Source organism: Streptomyces sp. P9(2023) (assembly GCF_032436795.1).
Classification (GTDB): domain Bacteria; phylum Actinomycetota; class Actinomycetes; order Streptomycetales; family Streptomycetaceae; genus Streptomyces.
The window spans coordinates 368016-391868 of record NZ_JAUPWM010000003.1; the positions used below are offsets into that span (position 1 = coordinate 368016).

Annotated in this window: 17 protein-coding genes and 1 pseudogene; 12 read left to right on the forward strand and 6 right to left on the reverse strand. The window is 72.5% G+C overall.

Annotation, left to right across the window (positions count from 1 at the left end; translation table 11 throughout):
* Window positions 1-27 precede the first annotated feature (27 nt).
* From cobT to Q5762_RS06610, 3 genes are all read left to right on the forward strand, one after another.
* A complete protein-coding gene (gene cobT, locus Q5762_RS06600; RefSeq protein WP_315891012.1) occupies window positions 28-1116 on the forward strand; it encodes a nicotinate-nucleotide--dimethylbenzimidazole phosphoribosyltransferase in 1089 nt (362 codons plus the stop codon).
* Window positions 1117-1211: 95 nt separating this feature from the next.
* A complete protein-coding gene (locus Q5762_RS06605; protein ID WP_315891013.1) occupies window positions 1212-2972 on the forward strand; it encodes a phosphatidylglycerol lysyltransferase domain-containing protein in 1761 nt (586 codons plus the stop codon).
* Window positions 2969-3739: a hypothetical protein gene (locus Q5762_RS06610; RefSeq protein ID WP_315891014.1), complete on the forward strand. Its 771-nt coding sequence runs from the start codon at window positions 2969-2971 to the stop codon at window positions 3737-3739. Before Q5762_RS06605 ends, Q5762_RS06610 begins: the two co-directional genes overlap by 4 nt.
* On the opposite strand, the pseudogene Q5762_RS06615 reads toward Q5762_RS06610, so the two are convergent.
* A pseudogene (locus Q5762_RS06615) lies at window positions 3703-4446 on the reverse strand (hypothetical protein); the annotation flags it as partial. The gene Q5762_RS06610 and the pseudogene Q5762_RS06615 overlap by 37 nt on opposite strands.
* 67 nt (window positions 4447-4513) lie before the next feature.
* Between Q5762_RS06615 and Q5762_RS06620 the strand changes: the two are divergent.
* Together Q5762_RS06620 and Q5762_RS06625 are read left to right on the forward strand one after the other, a co-directional pair.
* Window positions 4514-5290, forward strand: a complete 777-nt coding sequence (locus Q5762_RS06620; RefSeq protein WP_315891015.1) for an adenosylcobinamide-GDP ribazoletransferase — start codon at window positions 4514-4516, stop codon at window positions 5288-5290.
* Between the two features lie 22 nt (window positions 5291-5312).
* The gene (locus Q5762_RS06625) at window positions 5313-5612 is read left to right on the forward strand and encodes a hypothetical protein (RefSeq protein ID WP_315891016.1); all 300 of its coding nucleotides are present in this window, start codon (window positions 5313-5315) and stop codon (window positions 5610-5612) included.
* On the opposite strand, the gene Q5762_RS06630 is transcribed toward Q5762_RS06625, so the two are convergent.
* Genes Q5762_RS06630 through Q5762_RS06645 form a run of 4 tightly spaced genes read right to left on the reverse strand, consistent with a single transcriptional unit; the run spans window position 5591 to window position 11359 of the window.
* The gene (locus Q5762_RS06630; protein WP_315891017.1) at window positions 5591-6250 is read right to left on the reverse strand and encodes a spherulation-specific family 4 protein; all 660 of its coding nucleotides are present in this window, start codon (window positions 6248-6250) and stop codon (window positions 5591-5593) included. The two genes, Q5762_RS06625 and Q5762_RS06630, sit on opposite strands and share 22 nt — an antisense overlap.
* 31 nt (window positions 6251-6281) lie before the next feature.
* Entirely contained in the window at window positions 6282-7712 is a 1431-nt protein-coding gene (locus Q5762_RS06635) for a hypothetical protein (protein WP_315891018.1), read from the reverse strand.
* A complete protein-coding gene (gene pelF / locus Q5762_RS06640) occupies window positions 7709-9280 on the reverse strand; it encodes a GT4 family glycosyltransferase PelF (RefSeq protein WP_315891019.1) in 1572 nt (523 codons plus the stop codon). The genes Q5762_RS06635 and pelF overlap by 4 nt, the downstream gene beginning before the upstream one ends.
* Window positions 9281-9316: 36 nt before the next feature.
* Window positions 9317-11359, reverse strand: a complete 2043-nt coding sequence (locus tag Q5762_RS06645) for a hypothetical protein (protein WP_315891020.1) — start codon at window positions 11357-11359, stop codon at window positions 9317-9319.
* A gap of 325 nt (window positions 11360-11684) precedes the next feature.
* Here Q5762_RS06645 and Q5762_RS06650 point away from each other — a divergent pair, with 325 nt between their 5' ends.
* From Q5762_RS06650 to Q5762_RS06675, 6 genes are all read left to right on the forward strand, one after another.
* Window positions 11685-13196 (forward strand): leucyl aminopeptidase, encoded by a 1512-nt coding sequence (locus Q5762_RS06650; RefSeq protein ID WP_315891021.1) that lies wholly within the window; start codon window positions 11685-11687, stop codon window positions 13194-13196.
* Window positions 13197-13480: 284 nt separating this feature from the next.
* The gene (gene lpdA / locus Q5762_RS06655) at window positions 13481-14869 is read left to right on the forward strand and encodes a dihydrolipoyl dehydrogenase (protein WP_315891022.1); all 1389 of its coding nucleotides are present in this window, start codon (window positions 13481-13483) and stop codon (window positions 14867-14869) included.
* A 62-nt stretch (window positions 14870-14931) separates the two neighbouring features.
* On the forward strand, window positions 14932-16710 hold the full coding sequence (gene sucB / locus Q5762_RS06660) for a 2-oxoglutarate dehydrogenase, E2 component, dihydrolipoamide succinyltransferase (RefSeq protein WP_315891023.1): 1779 nt from the start codon (window positions 14932-14934) through the stop codon (window positions 16708-16710).
* 123 nt (window positions 16711-16833) lie between these two features.
* Window positions 16834-17457 carry a GntR family transcriptional regulator gene (locus Q5762_RS06665; protein ID WP_315891024.1) on the forward strand — a complete coding sequence of 208 codons (624 nt, stop codon included), beginning with the start codon at window positions 16834-16836 and terminating at the stop codon, window positions 17455-17457.
* An 888-nt stretch (window positions 17458-18345) separates the two neighbouring features.
* Window positions 18346-21051, forward strand: a complete 2706-nt coding sequence (aceE, locus tag Q5762_RS06670; protein ID WP_315891025.1) for a pyruvate dehydrogenase (acetyl-transferring), homodimeric type — start codon at window positions 18346-18348, stop codon at window positions 21049-21051.
* 51 nt (window positions 21052-21102) lie between these two features.
* A complete protein-coding gene (locus tag Q5762_RS06675) occupies window positions 21103-22068 on the forward strand; it encodes a WYL domain-containing protein (RefSeq protein ID WP_315891026.1) in 966 nt (321 codons plus the stop codon).
* Window positions 22069-22242: 174 nt separating this feature from the next.
* Here the strand turns inward: Q5762_RS06675 and Q5762_RS06680 are convergent, their stop codons facing one another.
* A complete protein-coding gene (locus tag Q5762_RS06680) occupies window positions 22243-23178 on the reverse strand; it encodes an SDR family oxidoreductase (protein WP_315891027.1) in 936 nt (311 codons plus the stop codon).
* Between the two features lie 99 nt (window positions 23179-23277).
* Between Q5762_RS06680 and Q5762_RS06685 the strand changes: the two genes are divergently transcribed.
* Complete coding sequence (locus Q5762_RS06685; protein ID WP_315891104.1) at window positions 23278-23805, forward strand: DUF4240 domain-containing protein; 528 nt, start codon at window positions 23278-23280, stop codon at window positions 23803-23805.
* Window positions 23806-23853: the final 48 nt, after the last annotated feature.

Genomic DNA, 23853 nt, shown 5'->3' on the forward strand with positions numbered 1-23853 from the left:
GCCACCCCGACGTCACGAGGAAGAGCCTTGAACCTGGACGACTTCTCCGATCTGATCGAGCGCCCCGACGGCGGGGTCCGGCGTGACGCCGAGGAACGCCGGGAGCGGCTGGTCGTTCCGCCCGGCGCGCTCGGCCGGCTCGACGAACTCGGCGAGTGGCTCTCGGCCGCGCAGGGTTCGGCCAAGGTGCGGGTGATCGAGCAGCCGAAGGTGGTGCTCTTCGCGGGCGACCACGGGGTGGCCTCGCTCGGTGTCTCGGGGCGCCCGGCCGGTACGGCGTACGAGCTGGTCCGTTCGGTGCTCGACGGGGCGAGCCCGGTGGCGGTGCTCGCGCGCACGGCGGGCGTCCCGGTGCGCGTGGTGGACGCCGGTCTGGACTGCGAGCCGGAGCTGCTGCCCGCCGAGGTCGTACGGCACCGGGTGCGGCGCGGCAGCGGCCGGATCGACATCGAGGACGCGATGACCGCCGGGGAGACCGCGGCGGCGATCCGGCTCGGCATGGCGATCGCGGACGAGGAGGCCGACTCCGGTACGGATCTGGTCGTGCTCGGCGATCTGAGCGTGGGCGGTACGACGCCCGCCTCGACGCTGATCGCGGCCCTGTGCGGGACGGACGCCTCCGTCGTGACGGGCCGGGGCGGCGCGGGCATCGACGACCTGGCGTGGATGCGTAAGTGCGCGGCGGTACGGGACTCGCTGCGGCGCGCCCGGCCGGTCCTGGGCGACCAGTTGGCGCTGCTCGGCACGGTCGGCGGGGCGGACCTGGCGGCGATGACGGGGTTCCTGCTGCAGTCCGCGGTGCGCCGGATGCCGGTGATCCTGGACGGTGTGGTGGGCGCGGCCTGTGCGCTGGTGGCGCAGCGGGCGGCGTTCCGGGCGCCGGACTGGTGGCTGGCGGGTCAGGTGAGCGGTGAGCCGGCGCAGGCGAAGGCGCTGGACCGGATGGCACTCAACCCTCTGCTCGACCACGGCGTCACTGTGGGCGAGGGAACCGGGGCTTTGCTCGCTCTTCCCCTCGTCCAGGCCGCGGCCGCCCTTGCGGCGGAGCTGCCCGAACAGCCGGAACCGACCATTCCGGATGATGCGCCGGACGGCGCTCCGGACGAGGAGAGCTAGACGGATCACGGCGCCGGAAGCAGCCGTCCGCCACGCGCGGACGACCGCTTCCGGCGCCCCGTCATGGCAAGCGATGCCCCATATGATCGCTTTTCATGGGAGAGGTCCGTTTGTCCACCGAAGGAACGCCCCGGGGCACCGTCCGATCACGGCGGGGGGCCGCGTTCGCCGTCTGGTACCTGCGCGCCGTCACGTTCATCAACTTCCTGAGCGCCGTGTGGGTCTCCCTCGGCCAGGACCTCCGCCGGCACAACACGGACAACTACTTCACTCCGTACATGCTGACCGCGGGCTTCGCCTCGGGCGTCTTCACGCTCTTCCTGGCGATCACCATGCGCCGCCGAAAACGCGCCGCGTGGATCCTCAACATCGTCCTCAGCGGCCTCTTCCTGCTGCTCTTCGCCTTCGCGATGTTCTTCCCCGAGATCCGGCAGCACACCCAGAACTGGATCTCGCTCGTCCTCACCGCCGCGTTCGTCCTCGCGCTGATCGCCGGCCGCAAGGAGTTCTACGCGAAGGGTGACCGTTCCAACCCGCTGCTCGCCGCCGCCGTCGCCGTCGGCGGACTGCTTGTGACCTCGCTGCTCGCAGCCGTACTCGTCACCGTCACCAACACCTCCACCGGCACCTCCACCTTCCTGGAGCGCTGGCGGTACGGCGTGATGCGGCTGGTCACCCTGGCCGCCGACGACTCGCGCTTCGCCGGGATCGCCACCCCGGGCTGGGTCAACGTCACCATCAACGTGCTGTCCACGCTGCTGATCATCGCCGTGCTGTACGCCGCGTTCCGCTCCCGCCGGGCCGTCGACCCGCTCACCGCGGAGGACGAGGACAGGCTGCGGACACTCCTCGACAAGCACGGCGACCGCGACTCGCTCGGCTACTTCGCGCTGCGCCGCGAGAAGAGCGTGGTCTGGTCCCCCAGCGAGAAGGCCGCCGTCGCCTACCGGGTCGTCGGCGGGGTCTCGCTCGCCTCCGGGGACCCGATCGGCGACCCCGAGGCCTGGCCCGGCGCGATCGAGCCCTGGCTCGCCGAGGCCCGCGAACACGGCTGGATCCCGGCCGTGATGGGCGCGAGCGAGGAGGCCGGCACCATCTACGCCCGGCACGGCCTGGACGCCCTGGAGCTGGGCGACGAGGCGATCGTGGAGACCGACGAGTTCACCTTGGACGGCCGGGCCATGCGGACGGTCCGGCAGGCGTACAACCGGGTCAAGCGGGCCGGGTACGAGGTACGGATCCGGCGTCACGAGGACATCCCCGCCGACGAGATGGACGAGTTGCTCCGTAAGGCCGACGACTGGCGCGACGGCGCCACCGAGCGGGGCTTCTCGATGGCGCTCGGGCGGCTCGGCGACCCGCGCGACGGACGCTGCGTGATGCTGGAGTGCACCGACGAGCGGGGCGATCTGCGAGCGGTGCTCTCCTTCGTGCCCTGGGGCCCGAATGGGCTCTCCCTCGACCTGATGCGGCGCGACCGGGACTCCGAGAACGGCCTGATGGAGTTCATGGTCATCGAACTCCTCCAGCGTGCCAAGGAGATCGGGATCACTCAGGTCTCACTGAACTTCGCCATGTTCCGGTCCGTCTTCGAACGCGGCTCGAAGCTCGGGGCGGGACCCGTGCTGCGGATGTGGCGTTCGCTGCTCAGCTTCTTCTCCCGCTGGTGGCAGATCGAGTCGCTGTACCGCGCCAACGCCAAGTACCGACCGATCTGGGAGCCCCGCTTCATGCTCTTCGAGAAGAGCGCCGACCTGCTGCGCATCGGCCTCGCCGCCGGCCGCGCCGAAGGGTTCCTGGAGGCCCCGGGACTGCCCAAGTGGCTGCACCGCAAGCACCTGGAGGGCCGGCGGTGAGGTCCGCTCTCCAGCGCTTCGCGTGCCGCGAGTGGGGGTCGCTGTACACGGCCGTGCGGACCGCGCTCGTCATACGGAAGTGGCGTGCGATCCCCATGACGCTGGCGGCCGTCTGCCTGACGGCGCTCTTCCAGGTCGTACAGAACCAGGACTGGGGCTACCAACCCGTCCAGAACATCGGCTCGGTGCGCGCCGAGGACCCGCTCTGGCTCGCCCTGCTCCGCACCCCGCTCTCCCTCTTCGTGCCCGCGCTCGACCTGCCGGTGTGGGGCGCGCTCGCGCAGGTCCTGCTGGTCTTCGGCATCGCCGAGATCTGTCTGGGCCGGTGGCGGACCCTCGGAATCGCGTATCCGGCGACGCTGGCCGGGACGCTGTACGCCCGGGTCGGCATCGCGCTCGGCCCGGACAACCTGTCGGGGTTGCCTGCCTCGGACGCACAGGTCGTCGATACCGGCCCCTCGGCGGCGGTGGTCGGCCTCGCCGTGTATGTCTGTTGGCGTTACCGGGCCTGGTGGACCGGGTCGCTGGTGGTCGTCGCGATGGTGGTGGAGGTGCTGGTCAAGAGCAACCTCGCGGGCAAGGAGCACCTCGCGGCGATCGCCGCCGTGCTCGTGCTCGTCGCCGTCACGGCGTGGCGCGAGCGCCGTCAGCCGCCGTCTTCGGGGCCGTCGGAGCTGTCGGAGCCGTCGGAGCTGTCGGAGCTGTCGGAGCCCGAGGACCCCGAGCGGCCGGGCACCCGTTCCTGGAAGCCGCCGATCACGTCCTGAGCGCGGCGGCGCACCTTGTCCCAGCGCCGGTCATGCCGGTAGGTGCGCAGCCGGGAGCGGGCCCGGGCCCGGTGGCGCCTGCGGTAGAGGTGCTTCGACCACCACGAGCCGGGCCGGGCGAGCCGTACGGCCCCGAAGATCGCGACGAACGGCACCAGGGTCCCGAGCACCGCCATCCGGAACTTCCCCTTCACCAGGGTGATCAGGACGAAGAGGAAGTTCACCAGCAGCGTGAGGACGAAGGTGGCCCGGTTCTGCCGCTCGTCCGGTGTCACGTCGTTGACGCCGAGCGGCGAGAAGCCGCCGAGGACCAGCATGACCAGGGCGGCGGTCAGGACGACCACCTCGACGCTCTTGCGGCCCTGGTCGCTCCAGTAGACGTCGTCGAGGTGGAGGATCAGCGCGAACTCGTCCAGGACGAGCCCGGCGCCGATCCCGAACACCGCCGCGAAGACACCGGCGGTGACCCCGCTCCGGCCGCTGGCGACCGCACCGAAGCCGCCGACGACGGTGAGGACGACGCCGGGGACGACGTGATGGATGTGCAGGCCGCCGGCGGACTTCACATTGCCGAACGGGCCCTTCCCGGCCCGGATCAGCCGCACGATCATCCGGGTGACCAGGAACGTCACGACGAAGGAGAACAGCGCGATCAGCAGCGGGAGCTTCCCCGGCTCGACGATGTTGCGGTAGAACCAGTGACCCATGCCACCTGCTTCCGATATGTGCGTGATGCGCAATTTACCGCGTGAGGCGCTGGCTTACCCTGCCCGGATGGACGGCCTGCGTTTTGCCTTCGGCACCCTCACCGTGTTGCCCGCCCGCATCACCCGCTGGGACCGGGGCGCGGCGCGCGAGGGCATGCTCTGGGCCCCGCTCGCGGGCCTCGTCGTCGGCCTGTGCGCCGCCGCGCTCGGCGGGGTGCTCCTGCTGCTCGGCTCCGGGCCGCTGCTCGCGGCGGTCGCCACGGCGGCCGTCCCCGCGCTGCTGACCCGCGGGCTGCACCTGGACGGGCTCGCGGACACGGCGGACGGGCTCGGCAGCGCGAAGCCCGCCGAGGACGCCCTGCGGATCATGAAGCAGTCGGACATCGGCCCGTTCGGCGTGATCACCCTCCTCTTCGTCCTGCTCGCCCAGGTCGCCGCGGTGTACCGGCTGTACGAGGAGGGCTGGGCGTACGGCGCGGTCGGCGCCGCGCTCGCCGCGACCGTCGCCCGCCTCGCCCTCACCCACGCCTCTCGCGAGGGCATCCCGGCGGCCCGCCCGGAGGGCCTGGGCGCGATGGTCGCCGGTACGGTCCCGGTCCGCGCGGCGGCCCTGGTCACGGCGGCCGTCCTGGCCGCGTGCGCCGCGACGGCGGCGCTGTTCTCCCCGTACGACGCCCTCCGCCACGTCCTCGCGGCGGGCGCGGGCCTCGCGGCGGCGGCGCTGCTGCTGCGCCGCTGCGTCCGACGGTTCGGCGGGGTGACCGGCGACGTGTTCGGCGCGCTGGAGGAGACGGCGGGCACGGTGGTCCTCGTGGCACTGACGCTGGGCCTCGGGTCGCACTGAGCGCCGGGGTGGTCCCTTCGTGATGGGGCGGAGGGCAACCTTCCGCCCGTCCGCCCGGGAGTGCCTGGACTTCAACACCGGTCTGCGCAGCAGCAGGCTGGTGGTGCGCGTCCCATGCGGCGGCGTCCACGACGGGCGGGTCCTCGGGCAGCACACGCTCGCCGGCGAGTACCCCGGGTGCTCGGCTGCACAGGACCGGGCGGGGCGGGCGTGCACGGGGTCCGGGACCGGTGAACGGACCTGGTACACCTGGTCGACCGCGTGGGAGTGGCGGACCGACGGCAAGGGCCGGGCCACCTGTTACTCCGTCACCGGCGGCTGAACGGCGGCCATCCGCGACTCCCTCGCCAGGCCGTGCGGGAGCGTTCCCCAGGGATGGGCGCCCGTGCCGGGGACCGTGCAGTGGACGCGGGTGGCCGGGCGGGCGTCGCGGGGGGCCGCGTAGACCAGGTGGCAGTAGTGGTCGGCGACCGGTAGGTCGAGGCGTCGGTAGGAGTCCCAGGGGCCCTCGAAGGTGACCAGCAGGTCAGCGAGTTCGGCGTAGCCGGGGGCGGGGTGGGCGCCGTGGTTGAGGACCACGGTGCGGGCCCCCGCCGCGCGGGCGGCGACGCCGATGCGGCGGACGTGGTCGAGCGCCTCGGGCGCGGTCGGCACCTGGTCGAGGAAGGCGCCGTCGGCTCCGTACCAGTCGCGGTGCCGCAGCAGTTCGGCGACGACCTCGCCGTGCGGGCGGCGGCCGTACGCGGTGTCGGTGTAGCCGAGGACCCGGGCCCCGGCGGCGCGGAGCCGTGCGGCGACGGCGGCGAAGTCGGGGTCGGGGGCCGGCCCCGCGCCGTTGGCGGGGTTGAGGACGACGCCGTACAGCGAGGGCGCCGCCTCGACCACGGCGTCCCAGGCCTCGGGGCGGTCGGCGGGATGCTCGTAGAAGGGCACGATGAGGGAGGGGTGGGACGGGTTCACGGACCTTCCTCGGACACGGGGGCTGCCTTTCTCAGACACGGTGGGCGGTCGGTCGGACGAGCAGGGCGCAGGTCAGGACGGCCAGGACGGCGGCGGCCACCGCGGCGACGACCGGCCCCGACGTCGGGGCGAGGGTCTGGGCCGCAGCCGCGAGCGTGCACACGGCGGCCGCGCCGCGCACCGCGCCGAAGGCCTGGAGGAGCAGCCCGAGCCACAGCACCACCCCGACGAGCATCAGCCCGACCAGCCCGGCGCCCGCCGGGGCCGGGGCACCGGGCCACACCAGGGTGCCGACGACGGCCAGGGCGAGGAGTACGGCGAGATAGGCGCCGAGGCAGTGCGCGAGGGTCCCGGCCGCCGCCCGCCGGAACTCCCGGGCGCTGGTGAGGGTCCGCAGCCCGGCCAGGCTCTCGCGGCGGAAGCGGTGCAGCAGCCACTCGGCGGGCCCCATGGAGAGCGTGAGCGCGAGCACGGGCCCGGCGCCGGTCACCAGGGCGTCGCCACCGCCCGCGTACAGCACGAGCAGCCCGCTGCCGAGGCCGAACAGGCCGTACGGGAGGGAGACGGCGAGCGGCGGTCCGGAGCGGGGCCGGCGGCGGGGGCCCGCTCCGGACGGCCGGGGGCCTGTGCCGGGCGGCCGGGGGCCGCGCAGCACGAGCGCCGCGAAGGCGACCGCCGCCGCGAGGGAGAGCAGGGGCAGCCCGACCCTGACCGGGTCGGGGAGGTCGTAGCGGAACGCGGGTACCGCACCGGCGAGCGGGGCCAGCGCGCAGAGCAGGGCGCGTTCGCGGCCGAGGACGAGAAGGACGGTCGCGGCGCCCAGGTAGAGGGACTGGCACGTGGCGAAGACGACGGCCGGCAGATCGCCCGGACCCGCCGCCGCGAAGGCGACCGCCGAGCCGACGAGCGCGCCCGCCGGTGCGCCGAGGAGCAGGCAGCGGGCAGCGGCGCCCCGGTCGCCGAGCCCGAGCCAGGTGTACGCGCGGTGGGACAGGGCCTGGTTCCACACCCAGCCCGCCACGGCCCCGGCGAGCAGCGGCACCGTGCCCGCCGCACCGAGGAGCGGGGCCCCCAGGACGTACGCGAGCCCGGGCAGGGCGAAGACGAGGCCGCGCAGCAGACAGCCGCCGAGCCCGTGGTGCCAGGGCCCGGCGGGCGTGGCGTCCGGCTCGGGGTGGCGCCGCTCCACGCGCGCGTAGAGGTCCTCGGCGAGGGCGAAGGAGTCGGCGCGTCCGTAGGTGAGCCGGATGTGGTCGTCCGTCAGCCCGTCGGACTCCAGGATCGCGGCTATCTCGTCCGGGTGGACGGCGTCGGCGGCCAGCCCGGACAGCCGGTCGGCGAGTTCGTCCATCGGATCGGCGGCGTACAGCCCTTGCGCGGGTCCGGACGCCACCCGCTGGCGCGGGATCACCGGCAGGGTGTCGCGCATGGTGCCGTTCTTCAGCCAGAGGGAGCCGCTCATGACAGGGAGCCTCCGCCGACGAGTTCCGGCCGGCTGGGGGTACCTCCCAGGCGAAGCTCTGGGGGAGGGTCGGTGAGGAGCACGGTCCAGTCCTCCGGCTCCGCCAGGGTCTCGACGGGCCGGCCGGCCAGCTCTCCGTAGATCCGGCGGAAGCCGTCCACCGAGCGGTGCAGGGTGAACCGGTCGACGACCCGCTGCCGGGCCCTGCGCCCCAGTTCGGCCCGCCGCTCCCCGTCCCGCAGCAGTTCGGCGACTGCCGCGGCCATCACGGCGGGCTCGCGGGGCGGGACGACGAGTCCGGTGTCGCCGACGGCCTCCCGTACCCCGCCGACGTCCGTGGAGACCGTGGCCCGGCCGCAGGACATCGCCTCGATCAGGGAGAACGGGAACCCCTCGCTGATGGACGACAGCATCACCACGCTCCCGGCCGCGTAGGCCCGGGCCACGTCGGTGACCCGCCCTTCGAAGGTGAGGCCGTCGGTGACGCCCAGCTCGGCGGCGAGCTTCTCCAGGCGGGTCCGGTAGTCCTCGTTGCCCGCCGGGACCGGTCCGAACAACCGCAGCCGCAGCTCCGGGAGTTCGGCGCGGACTACGGCGTACGCCCGGATCAGCGTCTCCAGGTCCTTGATGGGATCGACGCGGCCGCACCAGCTGAGGGTGGGTACCTCCGGCTCGGGTCCGGCGTACGGGAAGGCGTGCGGGTCGACGCCGTTGTAGACGGTCCGGATGCGGGCGGTGGGGGCGCCGCCGCGCTCCTCCCAGCGCCGGTTGTACTGGTTGCAGGGGGTGATGAGGTCGGCCTTGCGGTAGCCGAGGGTGTTGAGCTCGCGGTAGAAGCCGAGCATCAGGGCCTTGACGGGCCAGCGCTGGGCCTCGGTGCGGTAGCCGAGGTAGCGCTCGCGGAGGTAGATGCCGTGTTCGGTGAGCAGGAAGGGCACCCCTTCGAAGTGCTGGGCGGCGAGCGCCGGGAGCGTCGCGAGTCCGCTGGAGACGGCGTGCGCGACGGTGTCGTCGGGTATCCGGGCGGCGAGCGGGCGCAGCGCGTGTTCGAGCAGGTCGGTGGCGGTGAGCGCGTCGTGGATCGTGGGGCGGGCGGCGGCCGTCGGCAGATGCGGCATGGACCAGATCCACATCAGGGAGCGCAGCACGCGCTCGGAGCGCAGGGCGGCGGTGAGCCCGCCGCGCCGGGCCAGTTCGGCCAGGGCGTAGAGGCCCTCGCCGAAGTCGCAGCCGGCGTCGGGGTCGAGGATCGAGAGCAGGAAGCGTTCGTACGTGTCGGTGAAGCGGCGCCGCTCACGGCCCCGAAGGGCCCGGCCCGCCCGCCCCGACCGGCCCGCCCGCCCCCGCTCCGGGGCCGGGCCCCAGAGCGGGAAGGCGGTGTGCCGGGAGATGTTGGGCGGCAGCTCCCAGGTCACGGGTTCGCGGCCGTTGCCGGTGAGGGCGAGGATCTGGAAGTCGACCTCGGGCATGCCCCGGACGAGTTGGTCGCACCAGGTGCTGACTCCCCCGTGGACGTGCGGATAGGTGCCTTCGGTGAGCATCGTGACGTGACGGCCACAGCTCGGCATGTGCGGGTTCCCCCCAGAACGTACGGTGCGGTCGGGTCAGGCCGTCGGGAGCTTGAGCGTGGTCGCGGACTGGAGCGCCTCGGGCGCGGTCCAGGCCGAGCGGGCCCCGGCGTAGGCCGTGCCGAACACCGCCGTGCCGAGCAGGAGTTGCTTGCGCGTCCCCTCGGGGACGGTGACCGGGGCGTTGACCCCGGCGGGCGCCTTGACGGTGACCGCGGCGCCGATGCGGTACGCGGTGACCTGGCCGGCCGCGAGCGCCCGGTCCCAGGCCGCGCGGCGGTCCAGCTCGACGCCGACGTCGCGCTGACGGGGGTTCACCAGCGGGGTGTTGTCGGCGAACAGGCCCCGGTAGTCGGCGAGGACCCGGTCGAGGACGGGGTAGAGGATGCGCTCCTCGGCCAGGTTGGACTGGTGGGCGTAGTGCGGCCGCGGGTCGTTGGCCACCACGTGGGAGAGAGCCGTGCGGGCCTCCTGCGGGACGATGTAGCCGGCGTACCCGGTGGCCGTGTCGAGCGGGGCGGGCAGGCAGGTGGAGGCCGGGTTGGACTCGCAGATCCCGCTGCCGCCGTCGGCCCGTGAGGTGTAGATCCAGTTGTACTCGTCGGCCATCTCGGCGGCCGTGCCCACGTTGTAGTACACGTTCATGGGGTGGCGCGGGACGGTCTTCGCGGCGCCCGTCCCGGTCCCGACGACGCGCTGCTGCGGCTCGCGGGAGTTGTCGCTCGCGGTCCACTTCACGCCGGTGTCGGCCAGCGCGCCGGTCAGGTTCGGGTTGTCGGCGGGCTGCTGCGGCAGGGTCTTCAGGCCGGAGTGCTCGCCGGTGACCAGTTCGGTGCGGTCGACGGAGATGCCCTTGCCGACAGCCCAGTTCTGGTTGTCGCGGATCTGCCCGGCGATCTCGGCCCGGCTCATCCAGAGGGTGGCCCCCGCGGCGTTCTTGGCGCACCGCCAGGGGACCGTGGAGGTGTCCTGGACGCAGCCGAGGAAGGGGTGCGTGTAGGTGTGGTTGGTCCAGCGGTACTGGGCTCGGTCGGCGATCAGCCGCGTCGCGAGCGGGTCGGTGCCGCCGTGCTCGGTCTTCCACTGCTCGCCCTGGCCGCCGTTGTAGACCATGTCGAGAGTGAATCCGGCCGACTTCTGCCAGGCGGCGGCGTACGTGGCGTCGGCGGCGGTCATCCGGACCGGGTTCCCGCCGGCCTCTCCGTCGCCGCCGGGGCAGTCGAGGTCGCCGGGGGTGCAGTTCCGTGCGGTGTCCCAGCGGGCGTCGGGGGCGAAGACGTCGTCGACCTGGACGGAGAAGTAGTTACGGCTCTGGCCGAGGTGGACGCCCTCGGTGAGCCACTCGACGATGCCGCGCGCCAGGACCCGGAACTGTCGCTGGTACTGGTTGTAGGCGAAGGTGACGACGAGTTCGCGGCGCCCGTCGCGGGCGTACTCGCCGATCAGGCTCGCCCGCCCGCCGTCCGCGACGGGCACGTCGAGGAGGCTGGTGAAGCCCTCGCGGGGGCGGCCCGCGTAGCCGTGGCTCTCGGAGATCGTGGGGTCGTTGTCCTCGAAGGTCAGCGGTCCGTCGAGGTAGCGGAAGGGCCCGGCCTTGCCGGCGGGAGTGACGGTCGCCGAGGCCCCGTCGAGGGGGCCCGAGTAGCCCCCCTCGTTGGTGTAGTCGAGGCCGACGCCGGGGTGGGCCCAGGTGTACGCGTCGACCTGCGGGATCCGGAAGGTCTTCTCGTACGCCGTGAGCGCGGTCTGCTCGGCGGAGTCCGGCCCGAAGGCCGACTCGTGGGGCAGGACAACGCCCTGGTACTTGGCCCGGGGGCGGCCCGAGACCGTGTCGCTGAGGAAGCCGGCGTCGATGACCGGGCGGCCGGAATCGGCCAGATCGACCCGGCGGTACGGGACGCCCGTGGTACGCAGCTCGGCGACGATCGCCTCCACGGCGCTGCCGCCGTCGTCGACGACCAGGACGGTGAGGTCGACCCGCGGGACCGGCGGCTCGGCGGCGCTCGCACCCGCCGACGGGACGACGGTGGCGAGCAGCGCGGCGGCGACCAGAGCGGTCGTCCTGGCAGTTCTGGGCATGCGGGATCCGGCAGAGTCCATCGGAGTGGTGTCCCCCCTCGACAGGTCCGCCGGACGCGGAGGACCTGTGGAGATGATGCGGATGGGGCAAAGGGGCGAGTGCCGCCCTTGCGCGAATGAGGCGAGTGTGGACGAGCTCGCGGGCCCCGCACCGTAAACGCGAAAGAGACACCACGGATGAGTGAATCACCGTCGCCGTGAGCGAACACGAAGAGCGAGCGTAGGCTCGTTCTCGGCGCTCTCCGGGCCGAAATACGATGCGGCGGGCACGGTCGGCCCATCCCTCGACCGCCACAGAACTCAATGGAAGCGAGATTTCACCACCGTGACTGCTCTCACTCTCAGCACAGCCGGCGCCGCGACGCTGCGCGCCGACGCCCTCGTCGTCGGTGTCGCGAAGTCCGGCAAGGGCCTGGTCGTCGCCCCCGGCGCCGAGGCCGTGGACGAGGCGTTCGACGGCAGGCTGGCCGCCGTCCTGGAGACCCTGGGCGCTGCGGGTGCCGAGGGTGAGGCGACCAAGCTGCCCGCCCCCGCCGGCCTGAAGGCCCCCGTCGTCCTCGCCGTCGGCCTGGGCTCCGCCCCCGAGGACGGCGCGTACGGCACCGAGGTGCTCCGCCGCGCCGCCGGCACCGCCGCCCGCACCCTGCACGGCGCCAAGAAGGCCGCGTTCGCGCTGCCCGTCGCCACCGCCGAGGACGCCGAGGCGATCGCCGAGGGCGCGCTGCTCGGCGCGTACGCCTACACCGCGTACCAGGACTCCAAGAACGGCAAGGACGCCAAGAAGCCGCTGGCCGAGGTGGCCCTGCTCGGTGCCAAGCCGCGCGACAAGGCGCACAAGGCCGCCGCCGAGCGCGCCCAGGCGCTCACCGAGGAGATCAACCGCGCCCGCGACCTGATCAACATGCCGCCGAACGACCTCTACCCCGAGACGTTCGCCGCCGTCGTCACCGCCGTCGGCAAGGAGCACGGCCTCAAGGTCCAGGTGCTCGACGAGAAGGCGCTGGAGAAGGGCGGCTACGGCGGCATCCTCGGCGTCGGCAAGGGCGCGGCCCGCGGCCCGCGCCTGGTCCGGGTCGCCTACACCCACCCGAAGGCGGAGAAGACCCTCGCCCTGGTCGGCAAGGGCATCACCTACGACTCGGGCGGCATCTCCCTGAAGCCGGCCGGTCACAACGAGACGATGAAGTGCGACATGAGCGGCGCGGCCGCCGTGTTCGCCGCCGTCGTCGCCGCCGCCCGGATCGGTCTGGCCGTCAATGTCACCGGCTGGCTGGCGCTCGCCGAGAACATGCCCTCCGGCAACGCCACCCGCCCCGGCGACGTGCTGCGCATGTACAGCGGCAAGACCGTCGAGGTCCTCAACACCGACGCCGAGGGCCGTCTTGTCCTGGCCGACGCGCTGACCCGGGCCTCGGAGGAGAACCCGGACGCGATCGTCGACGTGGCGACCCTGACCGGCGCGATGGTCCTGGCGCTCGGCCACCGCCGGTTCGGCATCATGGCCAACGACGACGACTACCGCACCGCGATCCACGAGATCGCGGAAGAGGTCGGCGAGGACTCCTGGCCGATGCCGCTCCCGTCGGACCTGCGCAAGGGCATGGACTCGCCGACCGCGGACATCGCCAACATGGGTGAGCGGATGGGCGGCGGCATGGTCGCCGGTCTCTTCCTCCAGGAGTTCGTCGGCGAGGGCATCACCTGGGCCCACCTCGACATCGCGGGCCCGGCCTTCCACGAGGGCGCCCCGTACGGCTACACCCCCAAGGGCGGCACCGGGTCCGCGGTCCGCACCCTGGTGAAGCTGGCCGAGAAGACCGCCGACGGCGAGCTCTGACGGTCGGGTGACTCGCGGTGCGGCCCCGGGACCGGGTCCCGGGGCCGTACCCGTTGCGCTCTCGACGAAATCCGTACGTTCGTACGGGCCGGTTACCTGTCCGTACGGGCGATCGGCCGGTCTCACACACCGGCCCCGCGTCCCGCCTTCCGGCAACAAGTGCGAAGATGGGTTCTCGGCAGGACAGGGCCCCCACCACAGGGCCGAAATAAAAGCGGCCGAACACCAGCCGCCGCCCGGTCACAGTCGACCGGCGACGAGCGCACATGCATGGAGGACGTGACGTGGCGAACGACGCCAGCACCGTTTTCGACCTAGTGATCCTCGGCGGCGGTAGCGGCGGTTACGCCGCGGCGCTGCGCGGAGCGCAGCTGGGCCTGGACGTCGCACTGATCGAGAAGAACAAGCTCGGCGGCACCTGCCTGCACAACGGCTGCATCCCGACGAAGGCCCTGCTGCACGCCGGCGAGGTCGCCGACCAGACCCGCGAGGCGGAGCAGTTCGGTGTCAAGGCCTCCTTCGAGGGCATCGACATCAAGGCCGTGCACAAGTACAAGGACGACGTGATCTCGGGCCTGTACAAGGGCCTGCAGGGTCTCGTCGCCTCCCGCAAGGTGACGTACATCGAGGGCCACGGCCGGCTCTCCTCCCCGACCTCGGTCGACGTGGACGGCCGTCGCGTCGAGGGTCGGCACGTCCTCCTCGCCACCGGTTCCGTACCGAAGTCGCTCCCCGGCCTGGAGATCGACGGCAACCGGATCATCTCCTCCGACCACGCCCTGACCCTGGACCGCGTCCCGGAGTCGGCGATCATCCTCGGCGGCGGTGTCATCGGCGTCGAGTTCGCCTCCGCGTGGAAGTCCTTCGGCACCGACGTGACGGTCATCGAGGGCCTGAAGCACCTGGTCCCGGTCGAGGACGAGAACAGCTCCAAGCTTCTTGAGCGCGCGTTCCGCAAGCGCGGCATCAAGTTCAACCTCGGCACGTTCTTCCAGTCCGCCGAGTACACCGACAGCGGCGTCAAGGTCACCCTGGCCGACGGCAAGACCTTCGAGGCCGAGGTCCTGCTCGTCGCCATCGGCCGCGGCCCGGTCTCGGCCGGTCTCGGCTACGAGGAGCAGGGCGTCGCGATGGACCGCGGCTACGTCCTCGTCGACGAGCACATGCGCACCAACGTGCCCACGATCTCGGCGGTCGGCGACCTCGTCCCGACCCTGCAGCTCGCGCACGTCGGCTTCGCCGAGGGCATCCTCGTCGCCGAGCGGCTGGCCGGTCTGAAGACCGTTCCGATCGACTACGACGGCGTGCCCCGGGTGACGTACTGCCACCCCGAGGTCGCCTCCGTCGGCATCACCGAGGCCAAGGCCAAGGAGATCTACGGCGCGGACAAGGTCGTCGCCCTCAAGTACAACCTCGCAGGCAACGGCAAGAGCAAGATCCTGAAGACCGCGGGCGAGATCAAGCTCGTCCAGGTCAAGGACGGTGCCGTGGTCGGCGTCCACATGGTCGGTGACCGCATGGGCGAGCAGGTCGGCGAAGCGCAGCTGATCTACAACTGGGAGGCGCTGCCGGCCGAGGTCGCGCAGCTCATCCACGCCCACCCGACGCAGAACGAGGCCCTGGGCGAGGCGCACCTGGCGCTGGCCGGCAAGCCTCTGCACTCCCACGACTGACGCTCACGTCATCTACGGGCGCGACGACCACTTTCCGCAATTCGTTAGGAGCAACTGAAACCATGTCGGTTTCCGTAACCCTGCCGGCGCTCGGCGAGAGCGTCACCGAGGGCACCGTCACCCGCTGGCTCAAGGCCGAGGGTGAGCGTGTCGAGGCCGACGAGCCGCTGCTCGAGGTCTCGACCGACAAGGTCGACACCGAGATCCCGGCCCCCGCGTCGGGCATCCTCGCCTCCATCAAGGTGGCCGAGGACGAGACCGTCGAGGTCGGCGCCGAGCTCGCGATCATCGACGACGGCTCCGGTGCGCCGGCTGCCGCCCCGGCCCCGGCCGCCGAGGCCGCTCCGGCTGCCGCTCCCGCCGCCGAGGCTCCGGCCGCTCCGGCTCCGGCGCAGGAGGCCCCCGCGGCCCCCGCCGCCGAGGCTCCGGCGGCCGCCCCGGCCGGTGGCGCCAGCGGCACCGATGTCGTGCTCCCCGCCCTGGGCGAGTCCGTCACCGAGGGCACCGTCACCCGCTGGCTGAAGGCGGTCGGCGAGGAGGTCACGGAGGACGAGCCGCTGCTCGAGGTCTCCACGGACAAGGTCGACACCGAGATCCCGGCCCCGGCTTCGGGTGTCCTGCTCGAGATCGTCGTCGCCGAGGACGAGACCGCCGAGGTCGGCGCCAAGCTGGCCGTCATCGGTGCCGCGGGTGCCGCTCCGGCTCCGGCCGCCCCGGCTCCCGCGGCTGCTCCGGCCCCGGCCGCTCAGGCTCCCGCCCCGGCTCCGGCCCCCGCCGCTGCTCCGGCCCCGGCTCCGGCCGCTGCCCCGGCTCCGGCCGCTCCGGCCCCCGCCGCCCCGGCTCCGGTCACCCCGGCCCCGGCTGCGCCCGTCGCCGCCGCGCCCGCCCCCGCCCCCGCCGCCGCACAGCCGGCGGACGACGGCGCCTACGTGACCCCGCTGGTCCGCAAGCTCGCCTCCGAGAGCGGCATCGACCTGGCGTCCGTCAAGGGCACCGGCGTCGGCGGCCGGATCCGTAAGCAGGACGTCCTCGCGGCCGCCGAGGCCAAGAAGGCCGCCCCGGCCCCCGTCGCCGCCGCCCCGGCCGCCCCGTCGAAGGCCCCGGCCCTGGAGACCTCCCCGCTGCGCGGTCAGACCGTCAAGATGACCCGCATGCGCAAGGTCATCGGCGACAACATGATGAAGGCGCTGCACGGCCAGGCCCAGCTGTCCTCGGTCGTCGAGGTCGACATCACCAAGCTGATGAAGCTGCGCGGCCGTGCCAAGGACGCGTTCGCCGCCCGTGAGGGCGTCAAGCTGTCCCCGATGCCGTTCTTCGTGAAGGCGGCGGCCCAGGCGCTGAAGGCCCACCCGGTCATCAACGCCCGGATCAACGAGGCCGAGGGCACCATCACGTACTTCGACTCGGAGAACATCGGCATCGCCGTGGACTCCGAGAAGGGTCTGATGACGCCGGTCATCAAGGGTGCGGGCGACCTGAACATCGCCGGTATCTCCAAGGCCACGGCCGAGCTGGCCGGCAAGGTCCGCGGCAACAAGATCACCCCGGACGAGCTGGCCGGTGCGACCTTCACCATCAGCAACACCGGTTCGCGTGGTGCGCTGTTCGACACCATCATCGTGCCGCCGAACCAGGTCGCCATCCTGGGCATCGGCGCCACGGTCAAGCGCCCGGCGGTCATCGAGACCGCCGAGGGCACCGTCATCGGCGTCCGTGACATGACGTACCTGACGCTCTCCTACGACCACCGTCTGGTGGACGGCGCCGACGCGGCCCGTTACCTGACGGCCGTCAAGGCGATCCTGGAGGCCGGCGAGTTCGAGGTGGACCTCGGTCTCTGAGGCCCCACGTGGGCTTGGCAACGTAACAAGCCTCACCTGCGGCGCCCCCGCCCGGAAGTGTTTCCGGGCGGGGGCGCCGCCGTATTGTCTTGAGTGTCAACGCGTCCCTTAAGGAGCGGCTACATGAGCGTCCCCGTCGTCCACTCGCTGCGCGAACAGATCCGCGAGCACATCGTGGAGGGCATCGTCAGCGGGCGCTGGAAGCCGGGCGAGCGGATCGTGGAGCGCCGGATCGCGACGGAGCTGGAGGTCAGCCAGACGCCGGTCCGGGAGGCGCTGCGCGAGCTGGAGTCGCTGCGGCTGATCGAGTCGTCGCCCAACAAGGGCGTACGGGTACGGAATCTGACGGCGGCCGACCTGGAGGAGAGCTACCCGGTCCGGGCGGGCCTGGAGCAGATCGCGGCGGAGCTGGCGGCGAGGCGGCTGGCCTCCGACTGCTCGGCCCTGGAGCCGCATGTGGCAGCCCTCTACGAGGCGGACGCGGTCGCGGACGGCACGGCGCAGGTACGGCACACGGTGGCGTTCCACCGGGAGCTGGTGAAGGCGGCCGGCAACAGCGTGCTGCTGCACACGTGGGAGGGCCTGGGCATCGAGGTCTTCACGGCGCTGTCGATCCGCTGGCTGGGCACGGTCCAGAAGTCGTACGCGGAGGAACACCAGGAGCTGGTGGAAGCCTTCCGCCGAGCGGACCCGAACATCGGCGCCCTGGTCAAGGCCCACGTCCTGGGCTGCGCGCCGCGCGCGTAACGCGCCGCCGGGTCCGGCCGCACGGGCGACTTCCCCCCACCCCGCCCCTCCCCGAAACCCTGCCGGGGGCTGGGGGGTGGGGTTTGTTGCTTCCCGGGGCTCCGCCCCGAACCCCCACGCGCCAGCTCCGCGCCGCGAACCACGCGCGCGTGCCCGCGCCGGGACGGCGCGCACGGGCACACCCCGCAGCCGCGTAGCCGGCCAGGTCCGGCCGTCCGGTCGGTTTCCCCCACCCCACCCCTTCCCGAAACCCTGCCGGGGGCATGGGGTGGTTGTCGTTCTCGGGGGCTCCGCCCCCATCCCCCGCACGCGGCAGCTCCGCGCCACGCGCCCGTGCCCGCGCCGGGACGGCCGGGGGCACACCCCGCAGCCCTTGCGCCCGAAGGGCGCGGAGGGCCCGAAGCGCGCGGAGGGCCCGGGGCTCCCGGGCACGTGCGCCCGGGCCGGGCCCTGGTGGGCCAAGGCCCTGGCCAGGGGCCGCGGGCACCGCGCACCGCCGCGTGGCGCGCCCTAGCCGGGGCCCACCGGCCCCGGCGCCCCGGGCGCGCACCGCTCCCGGCCCGGGCCCGCCTGGCCGGGCCCACGGGCACCGACGTGCGGGCCCCTGGCCGGGTTCAGGGCCCGCTTCGCCCCCCCCACCCCGCCCCGCTCATCCGTGCGAACCCCCTCTCACACGCCACCCCACCTGCGAAAACAAGGCACCCGGTGCCCGTTTTCGCGGCACCCTGTGCCGACTTTGGTGTTCAGGGGAAGTTTTTCCCTGCAACACTTTGATCGATCATCGATCGGCGGCTTACAGTCTTCGGCGGGCCGTACCCCGGCCCTTCGCCCTGTCCTGCCAGACAAGGCACCCCTTCTCCACCCCCATCTGTCCGGAAGGCGGCGATCATGACCGATCCCGTAGGCAAGATTCCGAGTGAGCTCGACCAGCTCCCGGACCGTGACGCCGAGGAGACCGCCGAGTGGGCGGCCTCCCTGGACGCCGTCACCAAGGCCGCCGGCCCTCATCGGGCCGCCTACCTGATGCGCCGCACGCTCCAGCACGCCGAGGGCGCGGGTCTCGCGCTCCCCAAGCTGCTCGAGACGGATTACGTCAACACCATCCCCACCTCCTCCGAGCCGGCCATCGACGGCGACGAGGAGATGGAGCGCAGGATCACCGCCTGGAACCGCTGGAACGCCGCCGCCATGGTGACCCGCGGTGCCAAGCACGGCGTCGGCGGCCACATCGCCACCTTCGCCTCCGCCGCCTGGCTCTACGAGACCGGCTTCAACCACTTCTTCAAGGGCAAGGAGTCCGGCGACGCCGCCGGCTCCGGCGACCAGCTCTACATCCAGGGCCACGCCTCCCCCGGCATCTACGCCCGCGCCTTCCTCGACGGCCGCCTCACCGAGGCCCACCTCGACAACTTCCGGCAGGAGTCCGGCGGCAACGGTCTGCCGTCGTACCCGCACCCGCGCCGGCTTCCCTGGCTGTGGGAGTTCCCGACCGTCTCCATGGGGCTCGGTCCGCTCTCCGCCATCTACCAGGCGCGCTTCAACCGGTACCTCACCAACCGCGGCATCAAGGACGTCTCCGCCTCGCACGTGTGGGCGTTCCTCGGTGACGGCGAGATGGACGAGCCCGAGTCGACGGCGGCCCTCGCACTCGCCGCCCGCGAGGGTCTCGACAACCTGACCTTCGTCATCAACTGCAACCTGCAGCGCCTCGACGGCCCCGTCCGCGCCAACTTCAAGATCGTGCAGGAGCTGGAGGCCCAGTTCCGCGGCGCCGGCTGGAACGTCGTGAAGTCGCTGTGGGGCAACGCCTGGGACGAGCTGTTCGCGCTCGACACCGACGGCGCCCTCGTCCGCCGCCTCCGCGAGGTCCCGGACGCGCAGGTCCAGACGTACCAGACCCGCGACGCCGCCTACATCCGCCAGGACTTCTTCGGCTCCCACCCCTCGCTCGTCGCGATGGGGCAGACGCTGAGCGACGACAAGATCCTGGAGTGCTTCCACCTCTCCCGCGGTGGCCACGAGCCGCGCAAGGTGTACGCCGCGTACAAGGCCGCCGTGGAGTTCAAGGGCGCGCCGACGGTCATCCTCGCGCAGACCGTCAAGGGCTTCACCCTCGGTGAGGGCTTCGCGTCGAAGAACGCGAACCACCAGATGAAGAAGCTCAGCACGGACGAGTTCAAGAACATGCGGGACCTGCTCGACCTGCCGATCTCCGACGCGCAGTTCGTCGACGGCGTGGTCCCCTACGGCCACCCCGGCGTCGACTCCCCCGAGGTCCGCTACCTCCAGGAGCGCCGCGCCGCCCTCGGCGGCCCGGCCCCGGCCCGCCGCGTCCAGCCGCTCGCCCCGCTGCCGGCCCCGGCCGAGAAGGCGTTCGCCGCCTTCGACAAGGGCTCCGGCGCGCAGTCGATGGCGACGACGATGGCGTTCGTCCGGCTGGTGAAGGACCTGATCCGCGACAAGGAGACCGGCAAGCGCTGGGTCCCGATCGTCCCGGACGAGGCCCGTACCTTCGGTATGGAGTCGCTGTTCCCGTCGCTCGGCATCTACTCGCCGAAGGGCCAGACGTACGAGCCGGTCGACCGCGACCAGCTGATGTACTACAAGGAGGCCGTCAACGGCCAGATCCTCAACGAGGGGATCACCGAGGCCGGGTCCATGGCCGACTTCATCGCCGCGTCCAGCGCGTACTCCACGCACGGCGAAGCGATGATCCCCTTCTACATCTTCTACTCGATGTTCGGCTGGCAGCGCACCGCCGACCAGATGTGGCAGCTCGGCGACCAGCTCGGCCGCGGCTTCCTCGTCGGCGCCACCGCCGGCCGTACGACGCTGACCGGTGAGGGCCTCCAGCACGCCGACGGCCACTCCCCCGTCATCGCGGCGACCAACCCGGCCGCCCTGACGTACGACCCGGCCTTCGCCTACGAGGTCGCGGCGATCGTCAAGGAGGGTCTGCGCCGGATGTACGGCGAGGCCGCCGAGGGCGAGGACCAGAACGTCTTCTACTACCTCACGGTCTACAACGAGCCGATGCCGCAGCCGGCCAAGCCCGCCGGCATCGACGAGGGCATCATCAAGGGCCTCTACCGCTTCAACACGGCCGAGTCGGCGGGTCTCTCCCTGCCTGCGAACGCCTCGCGGATCCAGCTGATGTCCTCCGGTACGGCCATCCACTGGGCCCTGGAGGCGCAGAAGCTACTCGCCGCCGAGTGGGGCGTGGGCGCCGACGTGTGGTCCGCGACCTCCTGGACCGAGCTGCGGCGTGACGCGCTCGAGGCCGACGCGGCGCTGCTGCGCGGCGAGGAGCAGGTGCCGTACGTCCGCAAGGCGCTTGAGGGTGTGGAGTCCCCGGTCCTGGCCGTCTCCGACTACATGCGTCAGGTCCCGGACCAGATCGCGCAGTGGGTCGAGCAGGACTGGTCCTCGCTCGGTGCGGACGGCTTCGGTCTGTCGGACACCCGTGACGCGGCCCGCCGCCACTTCGGTGTCGACGCGCAGTCGATCGTGGTCGCGGCCCTGGCCCAGCTCGCCCGTCGCGGCGAGGTCCCGGCCTCGGCCGTGAAGGAGGCGCGGGAGCGCTACGGCCTGTAGAGGCCCGGGGCTTGCCCCCGACTTGTCAGTGGCGGCGCGCATGATGGGGTCATGCGCGCCGCCCGGCTTATCAAGATGGTCCTGCTCCTCCAGTCCCGGCCCTCGATGACCGCGGCCGAACTGGCCACGGAGCTGGAGGTGTCCGAGCGGACCATCACCCGTGATGCCCTCGCCCTCTCGGAGGCGGGGGTTCCGGTGTATGCGGACCGGGGCAGGGCTGGTGGGTACCGGCTCGTCAGCGGGTACCGCACCCGACTCACCGGCCTTGCACGCGGCGAGGCGGAGGCGCTGTTCCTCTCCGGGCTGCCGGGCGCGCTGCGGGACATGGGCCTGGCGGAGACCGCCTCGACGGCCCGGCTGAAGGTCTGCGCGGCCCTGCTGCCCTCCGTGCGGGACGCGCCCCAGTCGGCGGCACAGCGCTTCCACCTGGACGCGCCGGGGTGGTACCAGGAGCCCGAGACACCCGAGTTGCTCGCGCCGATCGCGGAGGCGGTCTGGGACGACCGGCGGCTCTCCGCGCGCTATCGACGCGGGGACGCGGAGGTGGATCGGGAGCTCGAACCGTACGGTCTCGTCCTCAAGGCGGGTGTCTGGTACGTGTGCGCCCGGGCGGGCACCTCGTTCCGCACGTACCGGGTGGAACGGTTCACCGCCGTATCGGTGGGCGAGGAACATTTCGTACGGGACGGGGACTTCGACCTGCCGGCCTTCTGGGCCGAGCGGGCGGCGGCGTTCGCCCGCTCGATCCTGCGCGCCGAGGTCGTCCTGCGGCTCTCGGAGGCAGGCGCGCGCCGGCTGCCGTACGTGACGGACCGCGCGGCGGCCGAGGAGGCACTTGTGGGCGGCAGGAAGGACGACGGCACGGGCTGGACGACGGCGACGCTCCTCGTGGAGAACGAGGAGGTCGCCTTCAGCCAGCTGCTCGCGCTGGGCCCGGAGGCGGAGGTGCTGGCTCCGGAGTCGCTCCGGGCCCGGTTCGCGACTGCGGCGGAGGGACTGTCGGCGCTGTACGCGTGAGACTCCCCGAACGCCTGCCGCCGGACACCGGTCCGCACGGACGCCGGTCCGCACCGGGACGCCCGGGCCCTACGGACGCCGGGCCGCACCGGGACGCCCGGCCCGAACCGAACGCCCGGACCGAACGCCCGGACCGAACGCCCGGACCGAACGCGGGCGCCCAGCCGCCCCGGGCTACCGGTAGTCGGTCACGTCCGGCTTCTCCGCCTCTCCCGCCTCGGCCCGCTCCCCCGCGACCATGTAGCCCCAGGCGTCCGGCTGTGAGCCGTCGGCGTCCGTGAAGCCGTACACCTTGGCCAGCTGTCCGCTGGAGAGCGATTGTCCGGTCCAGCGGGCCCGGTCGGGGTCGGCGGCGAGGGCGGCGATGGCGCGGCCCACGTAGACCGGGGACTCGGCGATCTCGAAGCCCGGGACCTTCTCGATCGCGTCCCGCCAGTTCTCCTCGGTCACGCCGAAGGCCGCCAGCATCTGTTCGGAGCGCAGCCAGCCCGGGGTGAGCGCGACGGCCGTCCCGCCCACGCTCGCCAGGTCGTGGGCGAGCGCGAACGCCATCCGGATCGGGGCGTTCTTGGTGAGGTCGTAGAAGAAGTTCTCCCGGAACCGGGTGTTCCATTCGGCGGTGCCGTCGGTCATCTCGACAACGAGTCCCCCCGGGTGGCGGATCAGCAGCGGCAGGGCGAGCCGCGAGGTGATCGCGTGCGTCCGCACGCCGAGCTCCATCATCCGCAAGCCGTCGGTCAGATCGGTCTCCCAGACCTTCAAGCCGAACTTGAGGAGGTGTTCCCCGCCCCACACGTCGTTGACGAGGATGTCGAGCCGGCCCCGCTCCTCGTCGATCCGCGCGACCAGGGCCTCGACCTGGTCGATCTCCAGATGGTCGGTGGGCACCGCGATGCCCTCGCCGCCGGCCGCCGTCACCAGCTCGGCCGTCTCCTCGATGGTCTCGGTCGTACGGCCGACCTCGCTGACCTTCGCGCGGGTGGTGCGTCCGGTCACGTACACGGTGGCGCCGGCCGCGCCCAGCTGTACGGCGATGGCCCGCCCCGCGCCCCGTGTGGCGCCCGCGACCAGTGCGATCCTGCCGCTCAGCGGCTTCGTTTCGGTCTCCATGGCACGAGCGTGACAGGAAAGTACGACATCTCCTGTCCGATTTGATTTTGGTTGTTTCCGGGTGCGTCGCCCTCCCCCAAGGTCGATGCTTGGTCCGTGATGGACGAGACGGAGTTCTGGGAGATCATCGACTCCACCCGCGGGGCCGCCGAGGGCGACCCCGAGGAACACGCCGACCTGCTCGTCGAGCGGCTGCTGCAGCTCGACCCGGACTCCGTGCTCGACTTCGCCCGCCATTTCGAGGCCCGCTACAACCGCGCGTACCGCTGGGATCTGTGGGGCGCGGCGGCGGTGCTGCTCGACGGGGCGGGCGACGACGCCTTCGACTACTTCCGCTGCTGGCTGATCGGGCAGGGCCGGGAGGTCTTCGAGGGCGCGGTGCACGATCCGGATGCGCTCGCCGAGCTGCTCGAGGACTTCGACGAGGAGATCGACGGGGACGGCGAAGAGCTGGGCTTCGCCGCCGACGAGGCGTACGAGCAGCTCACCGGCATCGAGGCGCCCGATCTGGGGATTCCGCCGCAGCCCGCGGAGCCGGAGGGCCCGGCCTTCGATCTGGAGGACGACGCGGCGCTCGCGGAACGCTTCCCACGGCTGTGGGAGCGCTTCGGGGCGCCGGTCGGGTAGGCCCGCCGTACGTGAGAGGTACGGACCCGGGGGCCGTCCCACCCCGGG

Coding starts and splice junctions, on each gene's coding strand:
- Q5762_RS06605 (WP_315891013.1), top strand. CDS start 1,212: ATGGGAGAGGTCCGTTTGTCCACCGAAGGAACGCCCCGGGGCACCGTC.
- Q5762_RS06620 (WP_315891015.1), top strand. CDS start 4,514: ATGGACGGCCTGCGTTTTGCCTTCGGCACCCTCACCGTGTTGCCCGCC.
- Q5762_RS06625 (WP_315891016.1), top strand. CDS start 5,313: ATGGGGCGGAGGGCAACCTTCCGCCCGTCCGCCCGGGAGTGCCTGGAC.
- Q5762_RS06635 (WP_315891018.1), bottom strand. CDS start 7,712: ATGAGCGGCTCCCTCTGGCTGAAGAACGGCACCATGCGCGACACCCTG.
- pelF (WP_315891019.1), bottom strand. CDS start 9,280: ATGCCGAGCTGTGGCCGTCACGTCACGATGCTCACCGAAGGCACCTAT.
- Q5762_RS06645 (WP_315891020.1), bottom strand. CDS start 11,359: ATGCCCAGAACTGCCAGGACGACCGCTCTGGTCGCCGCCGCGCTGCTC.
- sucB (WP_315891023.1), top strand. CDS start 14,932: ATGTCGGTTTCCGTAACCCTGCCGGCGCTCGGCGAGAGCGTCACCGAG.
- Q5762_RS06665 (WP_315891024.1), top strand. CDS start 16,834: ATGAGCGTCCCCGTCGTCCACTCGCTGCGCGAACAGATCCGCGAGCAC.
- aceE (WP_315891025.1), top strand. CDS start 18,346: ATGACCGATCCCGTAGGCAAGATTCCGAGTGAGCTCGACCAGCTCCCG.
- Q5762_RS06675 (WP_315891026.1), top strand. CDS start 21,103: ATGCGCGCCGCCCGGCTTATCAAGATGGTCCTGCTCCTCCAGTCCCGG.
- Q5762_RS06680 (WP_315891027.1), bottom strand. CDS start 23,178: ATGGAGACCGAAACGAAGCCGCTGAGCGGCAGGATCGCACTGGTCGCG.
- Q5762_RS06685 (WP_315891104.1), top strand. CDS start 23,278: ATGGACGAGACGGAGTTCTGGGAGATCATCGACTCCACCCGCGGGGCC.